11 protein-coding genes and 3 rRNA genes are annotated in these 18,049 nt (G+C 61.1%); 5 read left to right on the plus strand and 9 right to left on the minus strand.

Annotation, left to right across the window (positions count from 1 at the left end):
* Nucleotides 1-11 precede the first annotated feature (11 nt).
* Genes AB0H22_RS10245 through AB0H22_RS10255 form a run of 3 tightly spaced genes read left to right on the plus strand, consistent with a single transcriptional unit; the run spans nucleotide 12 to nucleotide 5,805 of the window.
* A complete protein-coding gene (locus AB0H22_RS10245; RefSeq protein WP_358146541.1) occupies nucleotides 12-2,084 on the plus strand; it encodes a maltotransferase domain-containing protein in 2,073 nt (690 codons plus the stop codon).
* Nucleotides 2,081-4,300 (plus strand): 1,4-alpha-glucan branching protein GlgB, encoded by a 2,220-nt coding sequence (glgB, locus tag AB0H22_RS10250; protein ID WP_180751638.1) that lies wholly within the window; start codon nucleotides 2,081-2,083, stop codon nucleotides 4,298-4,300. Before AB0H22_RS10245 ends, glgB begins: the two co-directional genes overlap by 4 nt.
* A gap of 50 nt (nucleotides 4,301-4,350) precedes the next feature.
* Nucleotides 4,351-5,805, plus strand: coding sequence for a neutral zinc metallopeptidase (locus AB0H22_RS10255; protein WP_358146542.1), 1,455 nt, complete (start codon nucleotides 4,351-4,353; stop codon nucleotides 5,803-5,805).
* 31 nt (nucleotides 5,806-5,836) lie between these two features.
* Here the strand turns inward: AB0H22_RS10255 and AB0H22_RS10260 are convergent, their stop codons facing one another.
* Genes AB0H22_RS10260 through AB0H22_RS10270 form a run of 3 tightly spaced genes read right to left on the minus strand, consistent with a single transcriptional unit; the run spans nucleotide 5,837 to nucleotide 8,390 of the window.
* Nucleotides 5,837-6,757 (minus strand): tetratricopeptide repeat protein, encoded by a 921-nt coding sequence (locus AB0H22_RS10260; protein WP_358146543.1) that lies wholly within the window; start codon nucleotides 6,755-6,757, stop codon nucleotides 5,837-5,839.
* A gap of 34 nt (nucleotides 6,758-6,791) precedes the next feature.
* Nucleotides 6,792-7,145, minus strand: coding sequence for a DUF3817 domain-containing protein (locus AB0H22_RS10265; protein ID WP_358146544.1), 354 nt, complete (start codon nucleotides 7,143-7,145; stop codon nucleotides 6,792-6,794).
* A gap of 57 nt (nucleotides 7,146-7,202) precedes the next feature.
* The gene (locus AB0H22_RS10270) at nucleotides 7,203-8,390 is read right to left on the minus strand and encodes an acetyl-CoA C-acetyltransferase (RefSeq protein ID WP_180751635.1); all 1,188 of its coding nucleotides are present in this window, start codon (nucleotides 8,388-8,390) and stop codon (nucleotides 7,203-7,205) included.
* A 60-nt stretch (nucleotides 8,391-8,450) separates the two neighbouring features.
* On the opposite strand from AB0H22_RS10270, the gene mce reads away from it, so the two are divergent.
* Nucleotides 8,451-8,924, plus strand: coding sequence for a methylmalonyl-CoA epimerase (gene mce, locus AB0H22_RS10275; RefSeq protein WP_180751634.1), 474 nt, complete (start codon nucleotides 8,451-8,453; stop codon nucleotides 8,922-8,924).
* On the opposite strand, the gene AB0H22_RS10280 is transcribed toward mce, so the two are convergent.
* A complete protein-coding gene (locus AB0H22_RS10280; protein ID WP_358146545.1) occupies nucleotides 8,921-9,223 on the minus strand; it encodes a hypothetical protein in 303 nt (100 codons plus the stop codon). The genes mce and AB0H22_RS10280 overlap by 4 nt on opposite strands.
* Nucleotides 9,224-9,252: 29 nt before the next feature.
* On the minus strand, nucleotides 9,253-9,930 hold the full coding sequence (gene nucS / locus AB0H22_RS10285) for an endonuclease NucS (RefSeq protein ID WP_180751632.1): 678 nt from the start codon (nucleotides 9,928-9,930) through the stop codon (nucleotides 9,253-9,255).
* Nucleotides 9,931-9,966: 36 nt separating this feature from the next.
* On the opposite strand from nucS, the gene AB0H22_RS10290 reads away from it, so the two are divergent.
* Nucleotides 9,967-11,574 carry an adenylate/guanylate cyclase domain-containing protein gene (locus AB0H22_RS10290; RefSeq protein WP_358146546.1) on the plus strand — a complete coding sequence of 536 codons (1,608 nt, stop codon included), beginning with the start codon at nucleotides 9,967-9,969 and terminating at the stop codon, nucleotides 11,572-11,574.
* A gap of 10 nt (nucleotides 11,575-11,584) precedes the next feature.
* On the opposite strand, the gene AB0H22_RS10295 is transcribed toward AB0H22_RS10290, so the two are convergent.
* The 4 genes from AB0H22_RS10295 to AB0H22_RS10310 form a co-directional block, all read right to left on the minus strand.
* Nucleotides 11,585-12,457 carry a DUF4436 domain-containing protein gene (locus AB0H22_RS10295; protein WP_180751630.1) on the minus strand — a complete coding sequence of 291 codons (873 nt, stop codon included), beginning with the start codon at nucleotides 12,455-12,457 and terminating at the stop codon, nucleotides 11,585-11,587.
* A gap of 93 nt (nucleotides 12,458-12,550) precedes the next feature.
* A 5S ribosomal RNA gene (rrf, locus tag AB0H22_RS10300) occupies nucleotides 12,551-12,667 on the minus strand.
* Nucleotides 12,668-12,749: 82 nt separating this feature from the next.
* A 23S ribosomal RNA gene (locus AB0H22_RS10305) occupies nucleotides 12,750-15,865 on the minus strand.
* Nucleotides 15,866-16,163: 298 nt separating this feature from the next.
* Nucleotides 16,164-17,679 (minus strand): 16S ribosomal RNA (locus AB0H22_RS10310).
* Together the 16S, 23S and 5S rRNA genes form the textbook arrangement of a ribosomal RNA operon.
* Nucleotides 17,680-18,049 lie beyond the last annotated feature (370 nt).

Here is an 18,049-nt window from a genome sequence, read left to right on the forward strand (position 1 = left end):
CGGTGGACGTGGTGACCGGACGTATAGGCATCGACGATGTCGGCCCCGTCATCTCGGGTGGACGCTATCCGGCCAAGGCCGTCGTGGGCGAGGTCTTGCCCGTGGCCGCCACCGTCTGGCGGGAAGGCCACGAGGCCGTAGCCGCGACCCTGGTACTGCGCTGTCTGGGTCCCACCTATCCGCAACTCGCGGAGGGTCCGTTGCGCCGAATCTCGGCCCCTCGCGACAAGGACAAGAGCGCGACTCGGATCAAGCCGCTGCACGTCCAGATGCAGCCGGGCGGGGCACTCGATCGTTTTCACGCCAGCTTCGTCCCGGATCGGGAGGGACTGTGGACCTTCCGGGTCGACGGGTGGGGTGACCCGATCGGAACCTGGCGTCATAACGTCCAGGCCAAGCTGGAGGCCGGCCAGCGCGCCGCGGAATTGGCCAACGATCTGGAGATCGGTGCGCGGCTGTTCGAGCGTGCGGCGACCGGGGTGCCGCGCAAGCATCGCCAGCCGCTTCTGGATGCCGCGGAAGTGCTGCGAACCCAGGACGATCCCGGTGCACGGTTTCAACACGCGCTCTCCGGTGAGGCGCAGGCGCTGCTTGACGAGTACCCATTGCGCGACCTACTCACCCGCGGTACGCAATACGGCATCTGGGTGGACCGCCCACGTGCACTCTATGGCTCCTGGTACGAGCTGTTCCCGCGTTCCACCGGTGGAGTCGGACCGGACGGTCGGCCCATGCACGGCACCCTCGCGACGGCTGCCGCCGATCTCGCCCGGGTTGCCGCGATGGGATTCGACGTGGTGTACCTACCGCCAATTCATCCGATCGGCGAGATAAACCGTAAGGGCCGCAACAACAATCCGATCGCCGAACCCGGCGAGGTCGGCTCGCCGTGGGCCATCGGCAGCGCCGCCGGCGGCCACGATGCGATCCACCCAGAGCTCGGTACCCTCAAGGATTTCGACCGGTTCGTGGACACCGCCGGCAAGCTGGGTCTGGAGGTGGCGCTGGACTTGGCGTTGCAATGCGCACCGGATCATCCGTGGGTGGGCGCGCATCCCGAGTGGTTCACCGAACTCCCCGATGGCACCATCGCCTACGCAGAAAACCCTCCCAAGAAGTACCAGGACATCTATCCCCTGAACTTCGACACCGATCCTGCGGGCCTGTACACCGAGGTACTACGTGTGGTCCAGCACTGGATTGCCCACGGAGTCAAGATATTCCGGGTAGACAATCCACACACCAAACCGCCCGATTTTTGGCAGTGGCTCATCGCCGAGGTCAAGGCGGCCGATCCCGATGTGCTGTTCCTCTCCGAGGCGTTTACTCGCCCGGCGCGGCTGTACGGCCTGGCCCGGCTGGGGTTCACCCAGTCGTACACCTATTTCACCTGGCGCACCGGTAAATCCGAGATCGCCGACTTCGGCAGGGAGATCGCCGCGCAGGCGGATTTGGCCCGCCCGAACCTCTTCGTCAACACCCCGGACATTCTGCATGCCAGCCTGCAGCACGGCGGGCCAGGCATGTTCGCCATCCGCGCTGTGCTGGCCGGCACGTTGAGTCCCACCTGGGGTGTGTACTCCGGATACGAGCTCTACGAACATGTTCCGTTGCGTGAGGGTAGCGAGGAATACCTGGACTCGGAAAAATACCAGCTACGCCCGCGCGACTACAAGGGTGCCGTGGCGCGCGGCGAATCGTTGGAGCCGTTCATCACTCGGCTCAACGAGATCCGCCGGCTGCACCCGGCCTTGCACCAGCTGCGCAACATCACCTTCCATCACATCGAGAATGACGCTCTGGTGGCGTATTCCAAGTTCGACCCGGTGACCGGTGACGCGGTGCTGGTCGTCGTCAATCTCAACCCGTTCGGCCCCGAGGAGGGCACGATCTGGCTCGATCTCTCTGCGCTCGGTCTCGACTGGCACGAGACGTTCTGGGTGCGTGACGAACTCACCGGTGAGCAGTATCGCTGGGGTCAGGCCAACTACGTGCGGCTCGATCCTTCCAAGGGCGTCGCCCACATTCTCAACCTGCCGCAGGTTCGTGAACCTGCCAGGGCGCACCTGGTGTACCGGCCGTGATCAAGGGCAGCGGCGCACCGCCGCTCTTCCTCAAACCGGACGCCGCCGATATCGCCAGACTCGTGGCAGGCACCCATCACAACCCACATTCGATCCTCGGCGCGCACGAGTACCCGAATCCGGGCGGTAAGGGACACACCGTCATTCGCGCATTCAAGCCCGGGGCCGCCGCGGCCGCCGCGGTGGTGGGCGAGGAAATCCATCCGATGACCGATCTCGGGTCGGGACTGTTCGGCGTGGCACTGCCTTTCCTGAACCTCATCGACTACCGCCTCGAAGTCGACTACGACGGCACCACGCTAGTGATCGCCGATGCCTATCGATTCCTGCCCACGCTCGGTGAGGTGGACCTGCACCTGTTCAACGAGGGCCGTCACGAGCGGCTCTGGGAAATTCTCGGTGCACACCCGCGCTCATTCGTCACCGCGGACGGCGAGGTCAGCGGCATCTCCTTTGCGGTGTGGGCACCCAACGCGGGCGGCGTCTCGGTGATCGGGGATTTCAACGGGTGGAACGGCAATGACGCACCCATGCGAACGCTGGGATCGTCCGGAGTCTGGGAGCTGTTCTGGCCCGGCATGACGCTTGGCGCACTGTATAAATTCCGCGTGCACGGCGCCGACGGGGCGGTGACCGATCGCGCCGACCCCTTCGCGTTCGCAACCGAGCTGCCACCGGCCACCGCATCGCGGGCCACCACCTCGTCGTACTGCTGGGAGGACGACGCATGGATGTCCCAGCGCCCCTCACGCAATCCGGTGTTCGAGCCGATGAGCACCTACGAGGTGCACCTGGCCTCATGGCGTCCGGGACTCTCCTACCGACAGCTAGCCCAAGAACTCACTGAATACGTTCTGACACAAGGTTTCACCCACGTCGAGCTGCTGCCGGTGGCCGAACATCCCTTCGGTGGATCCTGGGGTTACCAGGTGACCTCGTACTACGCACCCACGTCACGACTCGGCACACCCGACGATTTTCGGTACCTGGTCGACGCGCTGCACCAGGCCGGAATCGGCGTCATCGTCGACTGGGTGCCCGCACATTTCCCAAAGGACGCGTGGGCGCTGGCCCGCTTCGACGGGACGCCCCTATACGAACACGCCGATCCGCATCGTGCCGAACAACTTGACTGGGGCACATATGTTTTCGACTTCGGACGTCCCGAGGTCCGCAACTTCCTGGTCGCCAACGCCCTGTTCTGGCTCGACCAGTTCCATATCGACGGGCTGCGAGTGGATGCCGTCGCGTCGATGCTCTACCTGGACTACTCGCGCCCCGAGGGCGGCTGGACGCCCAATATCCACGGTGGGCGCGAGAACCTCGAAGCGGTGCAGTTCCTGCAGGAAATGAACGCCACCGTGCACAAACTGCATCCCGGGATCGTGACGGTGGCCGAGGAATCCACGTCCTGGCCGGGCGTCACCCGGGCGACAAGCCTTGGCGGTCTTGGGTTTTCCATGAAGTGGAATATGGGCTGGATGCACGACACCCTGGGCTACCTGGGACGCGATCCCATCCATCGCAGCTTCCACCATCACGAGATGACCTTCTCGATGCTGTACGCGTTCAGCGAGAATTTTGTGCTGCCCGTGAGCCATGACGAGGTGGTGCACGGCAAGGGCACGCTGTGGACCCGAATCCCGGGGGACGACCATGCGAAAGCCGCCGGACTCCGCTGCCTGCTGGCATACATGTGGGCGCATCCCGGAAAGCAGCTGCTGTTCATGGGGCAGGAGTTCGGGCAGCGCGCCGAATGGTCCGATGAGCGCGGTGTCGACTGGTTCCAGCTGGGCGAGGACGGGTACTCGCCGGGAATTGCGGCCCTGGTGGCCGATCTGAATTCCACATACCAGCAGCGCCGCGCGTTGTGGTCACAGGACACCGCGCCCCAAGGGTATTCGTGGATCGATGCCAACGACTCGACCAACAACGTACTGAGCTTCCTGCGCTTCGGTGACGACGGCTCGGTGCTGGCGTGCATCTTCAATTTCGCGGGTGTCGAACACAGCAGCTACCGGGTGGGACTGCCTCTCACCGGACGCTGGCGTGAGGTCATCAACACCGATGCGCTGCAATATCACGGGACTGGCGTCGGGAATCTCGGCGAGGTCATCGCATCGGCGAACCCCTGGCACGGCCGCCCCGCCTCGGCCACGCTGGCACTGCCGCCCGCCGCGGCCATCTGGCTGGAACCCGTCTCCGAGGACCTGTAGGAAACATTAGGATGCGCTAAACGCAGACACGCGTATTTAGGGGAGGCTCGATGTCCAAACGGTGGATGGCACTGCTCGTGGGCCTGGTGCTGGTGATCACGTCATGTGGCCGACCACTCGGTGGGCAACCACAGTCGATCTACGCCGATCCCCTGCGAGTGGCCGGTATGCCCGCCGTCGACGGCCCATCGGGCATGAAGCCCGGCGTGCAGGTCCCTAATCGCGAGATCCAGAACACCGACAACGGCGAGATCGACAACTACGTCCGGGTATCGCTCGCCGATATCGAAGAATTCTGGACACAGTTCTACGGTGATTCATTCGCCAACTTCCGCCCCGTGTCCCGCCTCATCTCGGTTGACTCGCGCAAAGACAACAGCGATATCGAGTTCTGCGGAGGTGACCTGAACGACTTCATCAACGCCGCGTTCTGCTTCGCGGACAACTCATTTGCCTGGGATCGCGGTCAGCTGTTCCCCTACCTGCGCAAGCAGATGGGCGATATGGCCATGAACACCGTCATGGCCCATGAGTACGGGCACTCGATCCACTACCACGCACAGCTCATCACCCCGATCGACGATCCGAAGATCAGCAAAAAAGACGTCGAGTACCTCATGGACCTCAACCAGGAACAACAGGCCGACTGTTTCGCTGGGTCCTATCTGCGCTGGGTCACTCAGGGTGATTCGCCACGATTCACCCTGAACACCGCCGATGGCTTGAACAAGGTCATGGCAGCGATGATCGCGATCCGCGATAACGACACCAGTAAGGCGTGGGCCATCCACGGTTCCGCCTTCGAACGGGTCTCGGCATTCCAGTTCGGGTTTGGCGACGGCCCCATGGCCTGCAAGCGCATCGATTCCCGCGAGATCCTCAAACGCCGGGGCGAGCTTCCCAAGGGCCTGGGTGTGGGGCCCAACGGCGACAACTGGCCCGTCAACCCCGACACCATCGACGTCGTGTTGGCCGCCGCCGCACAGGTCTTCCCCATGGACAACCCGCCCAAGGCGGTCTATGGCGAAGGGAAGTGCTCCGATGGTTCGGGTACGGCGCCTGCCTCGTTCTGCCCCAAGGACAACACAATTGCCCTGGACCCGAAGGCCTTGCAGAAGATGGCGACCCCCGCATCTGATCGCGCCCTGTTCTCCGCGCAAGTGAACGGCGACTACTCGGCGTTCAGCGTTGTCGTCTCTCGATACGCGCTGGCGGCCCAGAAGGCCGCCGGACTGGAGACCGAGGGCATCATGACGGGGCTGCGCACCGCCTGCCTGACGGGCTACTTCACCTCGCGCGCCGCGGGTAGGGGCATTGTCACCCCACGCTCGCCGGTCATCCTGTCCGGCGGCGACCTTGATGAGGCAGTCTCCGAATTGCTCTCCAGCGGTATGGCTTCCAGCGACGTGAAGGGTGAGACGGCTCCGGCCGGATTCTCCCGTATCGACGCCTATCGAATCGGCGTGCTGGGCAACGACCAGACGTGCGCCAAGCGCTTCCCGTAATCCCGGATTTCTCGCGCGAGCGCAGGAAAACTTAGAAGAGGGCGTTGGCGAGCTTGCGCCGCCCGGCGATCACCGCGGGGTCAGCAGGATCGAAGAGCTCGAACAGCTCCAACAACCGGGCACGAATCTTCGCCCGGTCATCTTCGCTGGTGACGCGAACAAGCGCGACGAGCCTATCGAAGGCCGAATCTGGCTGCTGGGCAAGCACTTCCACGTCGGCGGCAGCCAACCCCGCGTCGATGTCGGTCGGCGTGGAATTGGCGACGACTACCGCATCCTGTTCCTGACCCGTCGCACGGATCAGGAACTCGATCTGGCGCACCGACGCTGTCGCCTCGGCCGCTACCGCACCGGTGGCGCCGCCATCCAGCAGGCCCCGATAGGCGGCAAGGGCCGCCTCGAAATCCCCGGTATCGAGGGCGTCACGCGCGGCGGCGAGCGCCGGGTCGACCGTCTCTTCAGCGCCATCGTCCTCCGACTGAGCGGCATCGGGCAGCTTGCCCACGACCGCGTCGAGAATCGAATCGAGCCACCGCCGAAGCTGATCGGCCGGCTGCGGTCCCGTGAAGCTGGTGATGGGCCGGCCGGCGGCCACCGCCACCACGGTCGGCACGGCCTGCACGCCAAAGACCTGAGCGATCTGCGGGCTGGTGTCGACATTGACACTCGCGAGCGTCCACGTGCCACGGTCCTCGGCGACCAAGTCGCCCAACGTGGCGGCGAGCGCGGCCGAGGCCTCGCTACGCGGCGAGCCCAGCAGCACGATGACCGGGGCGCGGTTCGACTGCGCGAGCACCTCGGCTTCCAGATTCGCCTCGGTTACCTCGATGGTCCAGTCACCCCCGGCGGCAGGCTCACGGGGTGTAGCGGGCTCCTGGGCGCGTTGCTTGAGAGCAGAAAGGTCGACGGCACCGGACATGGCCGCAGCCATCGCGGGACGTGGTCGGGTCACGCTGTCCAGTCTGTCACGGCTCGCGGCCTGCGCACTACGGCGCCGTGTCACCTGTCGCCGCGGCCCCGGCGACGGGCAATTTGCCCGCCCTATCTGCCCATATGACAAAGATCACACTGCACAAAGGGGCGAGCCCAGCTAACAGCGCGAGCAACCAGGTGAGCGGCCGCCAGCGGTATTCACGGCCCGCCAGGAATCCCACCACCAGGTAGGTGATGAAGATGATTCCGTGGATCCACCCGAAGATCTTCACGCCGATCTCGTTACCGGGGTCCGGCACGTACTTGAAGAACATCCCGGTGAGCAGGCCCGCCCAGCTGACGGCCTCGAGCAACGCGATGGCGCGGAACCTGCTGGCAGTGCTACGCAGGTCGAAAAGCTGTGTCATGCCCTCATTGTGCCCGACCCCGCGCCCATCTACTACGTCACGTCGTAAAGCCGAATTTCACACGCGCACAATCAGGGCATCACCCTGGCCGCCGCCACCGCACAGAGCCGCGACGCCAATTCCGCCGCCCCGACGCTTGAGCTCCTGCGCCAGATGCAGCGTGATCCGAGCACCCGACATCCCGATGGGGTGACCGATCGCGATCGCGCCGCCGTTGACGTTGACCTTCGCCGGGTCGATGCCCAAGTCCTTGATCGAGGCCAAACCCACCAACGCAAAGGCCTCGTTGATCTCGACCAGATCGAGCTGCTCGGGGGAAATCCCTTCCCGCTCACAGGCTTTACGAATGGCGTTGGCCGGTTGCAGCTGCAGGCTGGAATCTGGACCCGCCACCACGCCGTGCGCACCGATTTCGGCGATCCAGGAGAGTCCTTCACGTTCGGCACGGTCTTTACTCATCACCACGACAGCACACGCGCCATCGGAGATGGGCGAGGAAGACCCCGCAGTGATGGTGCCGTCCTTGCTGAACGCCGGACGCAGCCCGGCCAGGGAGGCGGCGGTGGTGTCCGCACGGATGCCCTCGTCCTCCGAAAACTCGATCGGATCCCCCTTGCGCTGCGGGATCTGCACCGCAACCACTTCGTCGGCGAAGACCCCGTCCTTCCAGGCGCGAGCGGCGTTCTGGTGCGACCTCGCCGCGAACTCGTCCTGCTCCTCGCGGGTGAATTTGTCGGAGACATTGCGCTGTTCGGTGAGTATGCCCATTGCCTGGTCGGTGAAGGCATCGTGCAGACCATCGAAGGCCATGTGGTCAATGAGCGTCACGTCGCCGTACTTGAACCCGAACCGGCTCTTGGGCAGCAGGTGCGGCGCATTGGTCATGGATTCTTGCCCACCGGCGACCACCACCTCGAACTCACCTGCCCGAATCAGCTGGTCAGCGAGAGCAATGGCATCCACGCCGGAGAGGCACACCTTGTTGATGGTGAGCGCCGGGACATCCATACCAATACCGCCGGCAACCGCGGCCTGCCGCGCCGGGATCTGACCCGCACCGGCCGTCAGCACCTGCCCCATGATTACGTAATCCACCGCGGAGGGCGCCACCTTGGCCTTCTCCAGGGCGCCCGCGATGGCAACGCCACCCAGCTGGGCACCCGAGAAGTCCCTCAGCGACCCCTGGAACCGGCCAACAGGCGTGCGCGCTCCAGCAACAATGACGGACTTAGTTATCGGGGCCATTGGGGTCCTTCCAGATTTCTCGATTGGACGCCGTTTTCTAGCACGAGTTACCGTTACGTTATGACGACATCGTCTCCTCTTGATGTACCGACGATCCTATCGACCGGGCTGGTAACCGCTATCGACCACGTCGGTATCGCGGTGCCCGACTTGGACGTCGCGATCGAGTGGTACCACGAGCATCTGGGCATGATCCTGGTGCACGAGGAGATCAACGAGGGCCAGGGCGTCCGCGAGGCAATGCTGTCCTTCCCGGGTGCCGAGCCCGGCGGTGCACAGCTTCAGCTCATGGCCCCGCTCAACGAGTCCTCACCCATCGCCAAGTTCCTGGATACAAAGGGCCCCGGCCTGCAGCAGCTGGCCTACCGCGTCACCGATATCGACGCGCTGACCGATCAGCTGCGCGCCGCCGGACTACGGGTGCTCTACGCCGAGCCCCGTATCGGCACGGCGAACTCACGCATCAACTTCCTGCACCCCAAGGACACCGGCGGCGTGCTCGTCGAGCTCGTCCAGCCGGCAGATTCTCACTAACTCCATTTGCGAGTCGGGCCCCGGTTGGCCCGGTTGCCCCAGCACGGTGAATGCCAGTGGCGGCGCTCGTCGACTCCCCCGTCGTAGGAGCCGACCGGCCACACCACCACATGCGCCACTCCGACCGCGATCTCGTGATCACACCCGGGGCAGCGGTATACCTTGACCGCGCGTGCGCCCGCGATGCGGCGCACCCGGTAGTCGAAACCGTCGGCACCTTGCTCCACCTGATCCCCGCCGAGGGGCGGCAAACCAGGAAGATCGGGGATGTCGCGGCGCGGCAGATGTCGGCGGCCCATACGGTGATTCTATGAGTGGCGAAGCGATTTCAGAACAGACGGAATTCGCTTGAGTCCATCCCCCGCATCGCGTCGTAGTCCAGTGTGAGACAACGGATTCCGCGGTCCTCGGCAAGGGTGCGGGCCTGCGGCTTGATCTGTTGGGCCGCGAAGACGCCGGCGACCGGCGCCAACGTGGTGTCCCGATTGAGTAGTTCGAGGTAGCGGGTCAGCTGTTCGACACCGTCGATCTCACCGCGGCGCTTGATCTCCACCGCGACCGTCGCACCCCCGGCATCGCGACAGAGCAGATCCACCGGCCCGATCGGGGTCATGTACTCACGACGTACCAGGGTGTAGCCGGCACCGAGCAGCGCAACATGCTCGGCGAGCAACTCTTGCAGGTGCGCCTCCACGCCGTCCTTGACCAGTCCGGGGTCCACCCCGAGCTCATGTGCGGAATCGTGCTCGATGTTCTCGAGGGTAATGCGCAGCTGCTCACCTGCCTTGTTCTCCACCACCCAGACAGTCGAATCCTCGGGTTCTGCAGCAGTTTCGGTGAGCCAGCACGGCGGGCTCATCCAGTTGAGCGGCTTATAGGCGCGGTCATCGGCGTGCACACTCACCGAACCGTCCGCCTTGATCAACAGCAGCCGCTTAGCGGAGGGAAGGTGAGCGGTCAATCGTCCGACGTAATCGACCGTGCACTGAGCTACAACAAGACGCACCGGCCCACTCTAACGGGCGTTAGGCTGACCACAACTATGGCAAACGAGTCGATTCGCGCAGTGTCGCGAAGAGTAGGCGCGGCGCTTGCCGCCATCACCGGTCAGACCGGGCGGCTCCAGGCCGGTAACGGATACGGATCCTGGTTGCTCGGCACAGCTGACGAGAGCACCCGTATCCAACGGATCCGGATTCAGCTGATCCTCACCGTCTTCGTGGTGGTCGCCAACCTCATCGGTGTCGCCGTCGTCATCCTGCTGGTGCTGGTGGCAATACCTGACCCCAACGTCTTCGATGCGCCCTGGTGGATCAACTTTGTAGCGGTGCCTGTCTACGTAACGCTCGCAGTCCTCATCGGCGCGTACTGGGGTACCCGGCGCATCTTCAAGGTGGTGCGCTGGGCTATGGAGGAGAAGACGCCGACTCTCGCAGACCAGCGAAATACGTTCGCGGTGCCGTGGCGGCTCACCGTCGTGGAAGCAATCCTCTGGGTTGGCGGAACAGCCTTGTTCACCACGCTCTTCGGCTTGCAAGACCCGATGTACATCCCAAAGATCTTTTTCGCCGTCGGCTTCAGCGGAATTGTCGTCTGCGCCGCGAACTACTTGTTCACCGAATTCGCGATGCGGCCGGTCGCTGCACGGGCCCTCGAGGCCGGTCCCCGCAAGCGAAGACTCGTCTCGGGGATCATGGTCCGCACCCTTCTGGCGTGGATGCTGGGTTCGGGGGTCCCCGCCGCGGGCATCATGCTCACTGGTCTCGGAGCGTTGATCTTCGGCAACTTCACCCTGAATCAGCTGGCGATTGCCGTCATAATCCTGTCCGGCGCACCATTGATCTTCGGTTTGATCCTCATCTGGATCGCGTCTTGGATGACGGCCACCCCGGTAAAGGAGGTGCAGGCCGCGCTCAAGCGGGTGGAACAGAACGATTTGGACGTCAATCTCGTCGTCTACGACGGCACCGAGCTCGGCGAGCTGCAGGCAGGTTTCAACACCATGGTGGAGGGCCTGCGTGAACGCGAGCGGGTCCGAGATCTGTTCGGCAAGCATGTCGGCCGGGAGGTTGCCGCCGCCGCCGAGCTGCAGCAGCCCGAGCTCGGCGGTGAAGAGCGCCATGTCGCGGTGCTTTTCGCCGATATCGTCGGCTCCACCCAGATAGCGGCCACCCGTCCAGCCATCGAGGTGGTCGCGCTGCTGAATCGGTTCTTCACCGTCGTCGTGGAGGAAATCGACCGATTCGAGGGCATGGTCAACAAATTCGAGGGCGACGCAACCCTTGCGGTATTCGGAGCGCCAGTCCGGCTGGACCGTCCCGAGAGTCAGGCGCTCGCAGCTGCGCGGGCCATCGCCCGCCGGCTACGGACTGAGGTGCCCGAATGCCGGGCTGGCATCGGCGTTGCCTCGGGGCAGGCAGTCGCCGGAAATATCGGCGCCCATGACCGATTCGAATACACCGTCATCGGCGACCCGGTCAACGAAGCAGCCCGGCTCTGCGAGCTGTCCAAGACGGTGCCGGGACACCTGGTGGCCTCCCTCGACACGGTCCTGCGCGCCCACCATCGGGAGGCCTTGCACTGGCGTTCGGGCGATACGGTAACGCTGCGCGGCCGAACCGAGCCCACCGAGCTTGCGGTACCGGTCTAGCCTGTCTCGCCTACTCCGACTGCTTCCACCAAGCCTCGACGTAGAGCACCATCGCCACCACCAGAGCAATGAGCACCCACAGCACAAGCGCCTGATCGATCCAGGCGCCGGGCGGGGGCGCACCGGGCAGTATGTTGCGCAGCGGCACGATCGCGAAGAGCATGGTGCCGAACCAGGTGGTCAGCGGCGGGTGAAACTTCTTTCTGCCCTTCACCGTCTCGATCGCGACAATCAGCGCCATTGTCGGCAGCGTGATCAAAACAAGACAGATACCCACGTCGAATGCGAGCGTGCCGCGGGCCCGTACCAGCGTGACCGTGGTCTCGTCCCCCGTGCCGCCGGGCGCGGGAGACGTTTCCGAAGACACCCGCCATCCGCCCAGGCTCCCGATCACTTCGATGCGAGCGGGCACCGGGCGCCGCCCCTCGCCGTTGCCCAGCATGACCTCGGCGCGCAGATGCGCGGTGGAGTATTCGTCGAACGGCCAGATCTGCGCGTCACCGACGGCGACCAGGGTGTCATCCATGGCCGCGGGAACCGTGCCGCGAGGAAAGCGCCGTTCCCCGTAATCGAGTGAAGACACCAGTCGCACAGACATATCAGCCTGCAACAGCCCGAAACTGTCCAGGGTCGATTTCGCAGGCAGCACCACAACCTCGGCGTCCAGTCGGTTATTCACCGTCCGTAAGTCTTGGAGGTCGATAACCACCACAGTCTCATCATCTCGCGAGAGATCCAGATCAGCCGATAGCGGTGGTGTCGAGTGCTGATCCAGCATCCGGTAGATAACAAGAAATCCCACGTAGATGACCAGAACGAGTACCACCGTCCCGACGGTCGTGGCGGCCGGCTTCAGCCTGAAGCGACCCTTGAATGCCTGCACATGATTCCTATCTCTACAGCCAGAAGATGATCAGAAATCTAACAGTAGATATGAAAATACCCCCCAGTTTCCTGGGGGGTATTTCCAATTTATGTTCGGCGGTGTCCTACTCTTCCATTCCGTGTAAAGAACAGTACCATCGGCGCTGAGAGGCTTAGCTTCCGGGTTCGGAATGGGACCGGGCGTTTCCCTCTCGCTGTGGCCGCCGTAACTCTGTTGTGTGATAAACACACAAGTTATCTGGTGGTGGAGTGTGGTCGTCAAAATGACGACGAATAGTGGTTGCGATTTATTAGTAAGTTTTCGGTCGATTAGTGCCAGTTCCCTGAACGTATTACTACGCTTACAGGTCTGGCCTATTGAACCCATAGTCTGTGGGTGACCTTATCCCTCTAAAAGGGTAAGAAACCTGGTCTTGGAATAGGTTTCCCGCTTAGATGCTTTCAGCGGTTATCCTGTCCGAACGTAGCTATCCAGCCGTGCTCCTGGTGGAACAACTGGTACACCAGAGGTTCGTCCGTCCCGGTCCTCTCGTACTAGGGACAGGTTTCCTCAAGTTTCTGACGCGCGCGGCGGATAGAGACCGAACTGTCTCACGACGTTCTAAACCCAGCTCGCGTGCCGCTTTAATGGGCGAACAGCCCAACCCTTGGGACCTGCTCCAGCCCCAGGATGCGACGAGCCGACATCGAGGTGCCAAACCATCCCGTCGATATGGACTCTTGGGGAAGATCAGCCTGTTATCCCCGGGGTACCTTTTATCCGTTGAGCGACACCCCTTCCACTCAGAGGTGCCGGATCACTAGTTCCGACTTTCGTCCCTGCTCGACTTGTAGGTCTCGCAGTCAAGCTCCCTTGTGCACTTGCACTCAACACCTGATTGCCGTCCAGGTTGAGGGAACCTTTGAGCGCCTCCGTTACATTTTAGGAGGCAACCGCCCCAGTTAAACTACCCACCAGGCACTGTCCCTGGACCGGATATACGGTCCGAGGTTAGAGGTTCAATACGATCAGAGTGGTATTTCAACGATGACTCCACAAACACTGGCGTGCCTGCTTCATAGTCTCCCACCTATCCTACACAAACCGAACCAAACGCCAATACCAAGCTATAGTGAAGGTCCCGGGGTCTTTTCGTCCTGCCGCGCGTAACGAGCATCTTTACTCGTAGTGCAATTTCGCCGAGTCTATGGTTGAGACAGTTGAGAAGTCGTTACGCCATTCGTGCAGGTCGGAACTTACCCGACAAGGAATTTCGCTACCTTAGGATGGTTATAGTTACCACCGCCGTTTACTGGGGCTTAAATTCTCAGCTTCACCCCGAAGGGTTAACCGGTCCTCTTAACCTTCCAGCACCGGGCAGGCGTCAGTCCGTATACATCGTCTTGCGACTTCGCACGGACCTGTGTTTTTAGTAAACAGTCGCTTCTCACTGGTCTCTGCGACCTCGTCCAGCTCACGGAGCAAGTCCGGTCACCAAGCGAGGTCCCCCTTCTCCCGAAGTTACGGGGGTATTTTGCCGAGTTCCTTAACCATAGTTATCTCGTACGCCTTGGTATTCTCTACCTGACCACCTGTGTTGGTTTGGGGTACGGGCCGTGTGTGAACTCACTAGAGGCTTTTCTTGGCAGCATAGGATCACTGAATTCGCCTCAATCGGCTATGCGTCACCTCTCAGGCTTTATGACATCCGGATTTACCTAGACGTCGCCCTACAGGCTTGCTCCGGTATTACCACTGACCGGTACAGCTACCTTCCTGCGTCACCCCGTCGCTTGACTACTACCACCGTGGGTCCCACGCAGCGGGTTCATGTCGCACTCCGAAGAGATTGATCTAGAACCTTTTGGGTGGTTAGTACCGATGATTCATCATGGGCGCGCACACACGGGTACGGGAATATCAACCCGTTGTCCATCGACTACGCCTGTCGGCCTCGCCTTAGGTCCCGACTTACCCTGGGAGGACTAGCCTGGCCCAGGAACCCTTGGTCATTCGGCGGACAAGTTTCTCACTTGTCTGTCGCTACTCATGCCTGCATTCTCACTCCCGCACCCTCCACTGCTGGATCACTCCGCAGCTTCGCTGGGTGCAGGACGCTCCCCTACCCATCCATGCCACTGCCCCGAAGGGAATGTATTGCATGAATGCCGCGGCTTCGGCGGTGTACTTGAGCCCCGCTACATTGTCGGCGCACAATCACTTGACCAGTGAGCTATTACGCACTCTTTCAAGGGTGGCTGCTTCTAAGCCAACCTCCTGGTTGTCTTTGCGACTGCACATCCTTTTCCACTTAGTACACGCTTAGGGGCCTTAGCCGGCGATCTGGGCTGTTTCCCTCTCGACGCACGGAGCTTCTCCCCCGCCGTCTCACTGCCGCGCTCTAACTTATTGGCATTCGGAGTTTGGCTGACGTCAGTAACCTTTTAGGGCCCATTGGCCATCCAGTAGCTCTACCTCCAACAAGAAACACGCGACGCTGCACCTAAATGCATTTCGGGGAGAACCAGCTATCACGGAGTTTGATTGGCCTTTCACCCCTACCCACAACTCATCCCCTCAGTCTTCAACCTAAGTGGGTTCGGGCCTCCACGGCGTCTTACCGCCGCTTCACCCTGGCCATGGGTAGATCACTCCGCTTCGGGTCCAGAACACGCCACTATGGGCGCCCTATTCAGACTCGCTTTCGCTACGGCTACCCCACACGGGTTAACCTCGCGACGTGTCCCTGACTCGCAGGCTCATTCTTCAAAAGGCACGCCATCACCCCACTTGGAGGCTTTGACGGATTGTAGGCACATGGTTTCAGGTACTATTTCACTCCCCTCCCGGGGTACTTTTCACCATTCCCTCACGGTACTAATCCGCTATCGGTCACTAGAGAGTATTTAGGCTTACCGGGTGGTCCCGGCAGATTCACAGCAGATTCCACGAGCCCGCTGCTACTCGGGTGGTAATACAAGACAGGTGTCGGATTTTCGCGTACCGGACTCTCACCGTCTGCGGCGGGCCATCCCAGACCACTTCCGCTAATCACGACACTTTCTTACTGTCCGCCGGCCTGGTAGAGCCGGCATGTATTACTCCCACAACCCCGCACACACAACCCCTACCAGGTATCACATGCATGCGGTTTAGCCATCTTCCGCTTTCGCTCGCCACTACTCACGGAATCACTTTTGTTTTCTCTTCCTACGGGTACTGAGATGTTTCACTTCCCCGCGTTTCCTCCCAAAGCCTATATATTCAGCAGTGGGTAACACGACATCACTCGTGCTGGGTTTCCCCATTCGGACATCCTCGGATCAAAGCTCGGTTGGCAGCTCCCCGAGGCTTATCGCAGCCTCCTACGTCCTTCATCGGCTTCTAGTGCCAAGGCATTCACCATGTGCCCTTAAGAACTTAGCTAATAAATTGCAAAAACTAGCCTCACTCGTAAACGAGCGAGGCTTGTTAGATGCTCGCAACCACTATCCATAAGTCAAGGACCACACCCCACCACCAAGCGGGGTGACAACACAAAAAGCGTGTTGCCTCAGGACCCAACAGTGTGCCAGCATTTCAATTCTATTGACAGTTTTAGCGTTTCGCTGATTACCTGTTCACGGGGTGAACAGGATTTATAAAACATATTCACCGAGTGATCGCCCACTACAGGCGTTCACAAATGTCTCAGTTCATTCGACTGAGAAATGGTGCTCCTTAGAAAGGAGGTGATCCAGCCGCACCTTCCGGTACGGCTACCTTGTTACGACTTCGTCCCAATCGCCGATCCCACCTTCGACAGCTCCCTCCAAAAGGTTAGGCCACTGGCTTCGGGTGTTACCGACTTTCATGACGTGACGGGCGGTGTGTACAAGGCCCGGGAACGTATTCACCGCAGCGTTGCTGATCTGCGATTACTAGCGACTCCGACTTCATGGGGTCGAGTTGCAGACCCCAATCCGAACTGAGACCAGCTTTAAGGGATTCGCTCCACCTTGCGGCTTCGCAGCCCTCTGTACTGGCCATTGTAGCATGTGTGAAGCCCTGGACATAAGGGGCATGATGACTTGACGTCATCCCCACCTTCCTCCGAGTTGACCCCGGCAGTCTCCTACGAGTCCCCGGCATTACCCGCTGGCAACATAGGACGAGGGTTGCGCTCGTTGCGGGACTTAACCCAACATCTCACGACACGAGCTGACGACAGCCATGCACCACCTGCACGCAGGCCACAAGGGAATACCTATCTCTAGATACGTCCTGCGCATGTCAAACCCAGGTAAGGTTCTTCGCGTTGCATCGAATTAATCCACATGCTCCGCCGCTTGTGCGGGCCCCCGTCAATTCCTTTGAGTTTTAGTCTTGCGACCGTACTCCCCAGGCGGGGTACTTAATGCGTTAGCTACGGCACGGATCCCAAGGAAGGAAACCCACACCTAGTACCCACCGTTTACGGCGTGGACTACCAGGGTATCTAATCCTGTTCGCTACCCACGCTTTCGCTCCTCAGCGTCAGTTACTGCCCAGAGACCCGCCTTCGCCACCGGTGTTCCTCCTGATATCTGCGCATTCCACCGCTACACCAGGAATTCCAGTCTCCCCTGCAGTACTCTAGTCTGCCCGTATCGCCCGCACGCCCACAGTTAAGCTGTGGGTTTTCACGGACAACGTGACAAACCACCTACGAGCTCTTTACGCCCAGTAATTCCGGACAACGCTCGGACCCTACGTATTACCGCGGCTGCTGGCACGTAGTTGGCCGGTCCTTCTTCTGTAGGTACCGTCACTTTCGCTTCGTCCCTACTGAAAGAGGTTTACAACCCGAAGGCCGTCATCCCTCACGCGGCGTCGCTGCATCAGGCTTGCGCCCATTGTGCAATATTCCCCACTGCTGCCTCCCGTAGGAGTCTGGGCCGTATCTCAGTCCCAGTGTGGCCGGTCACCCTCTCAGGCCGGCTACCCGTCGTCGCCTTGGTGAGCTATTACCTCACCAACTAGCTGATAGGCCGCGGGCTCATCCCACACCGCAAAAGCTTTCCACCACACGCCATGAAGCGCGTGGTCCTATTCGGTATTAGACCCAGTTTCCCAGGCTTATCCCAAAGTGCGGGGCAGATCGCCCACGTGTTACTCACCCGTTCGCCACTCGAGTACCCCGAAGGGCCTTTCCGTTCGACTTGCATGTGTTAAGCACGCCGCCAGCGTTCGTCCTGAGCCAGGATCAAACTCTCCAATAAAATTTGATCCCAGCGAAACAACTGTCAAAAGAATTGTTTTCGACATATAATGTCGAATTAAACACTGACACACTATTGAGTTCTCAAACAACACACTTCAAGTTGTATTTGGCGATGAATTCCGGAATTACTTCCTTTGTTCTCGCCTTTGCCCTTTCGGGCGGCTTGGAAACCGTATCAAGTTCGATGAACTTGAGTCAAATTCCCGGTTTTGGCTGGTCACTTGCGCACCATCCGATCGCCGAGATATCTGAATTTCTTCTTCTATTTCGGCTTTTGCCCTTTCGGGCGGCTTGGAAACCGTATCAAGTTCGATGAACTTGAGTCAAATTCCCGGTTTTGGCTGGTCACTTGCGCACCATCCGATCGC

The sequence above is a fragment of the Mycobacterium sp. NPDC050853 genome, assembly GCF_040653875.1.
Classification (GTDB): Bacteria; Actinomycetota; Actinomycetes; order Mycobacteriales; family Mycobacteriaceae; genus Mycobacterium.

Bases quoted from the DNA above. Each gene is read 5' to 3' on its own strand.
- AB0H22_RS10255 (WP_358146542.1), top strand. From the start codon at position 4,351: ATGTCCAAACGGTGGATGGCACTGCTCGTGGGCCTGGTGCTGGTGATC.
- AB0H22_RS10270 (WP_180751635.1), bottom strand. From the start codon at position 8,390: ATGGCCCCGATAACTAAGTCCGTCATTGTTGCTGGAGCGCGCACGCCT.
- AB0H22_RS10290 (WP_358146546.1), top strand. From the start codon at position 9,967: ATGGCAAACGAGTCGATTCGCGCAGTGTCGCGAAGAGTAGGCGCGGCG.
- mce (WP_180751634.1), top strand. From the start codon at position 8,451: ATGACGACATCGTCTCCTCTTGATGTACCGACGATCCTATCGACCGGG.
- AB0H22_RS10265 (WP_358146544.1), bottom strand. From the start codon at position 7,145: ATGACACAGCTTTTCGACCTGCGTAGCACTGCCAGCAGGTTCCGCGCC.
- AB0H22_RS10280 (WP_358146545.1), bottom strand. From the start codon at position 9,223: ATGGGCCGCCGACATCTGCCGCGCCGCGACATCCCCGATCTTCCTGGT.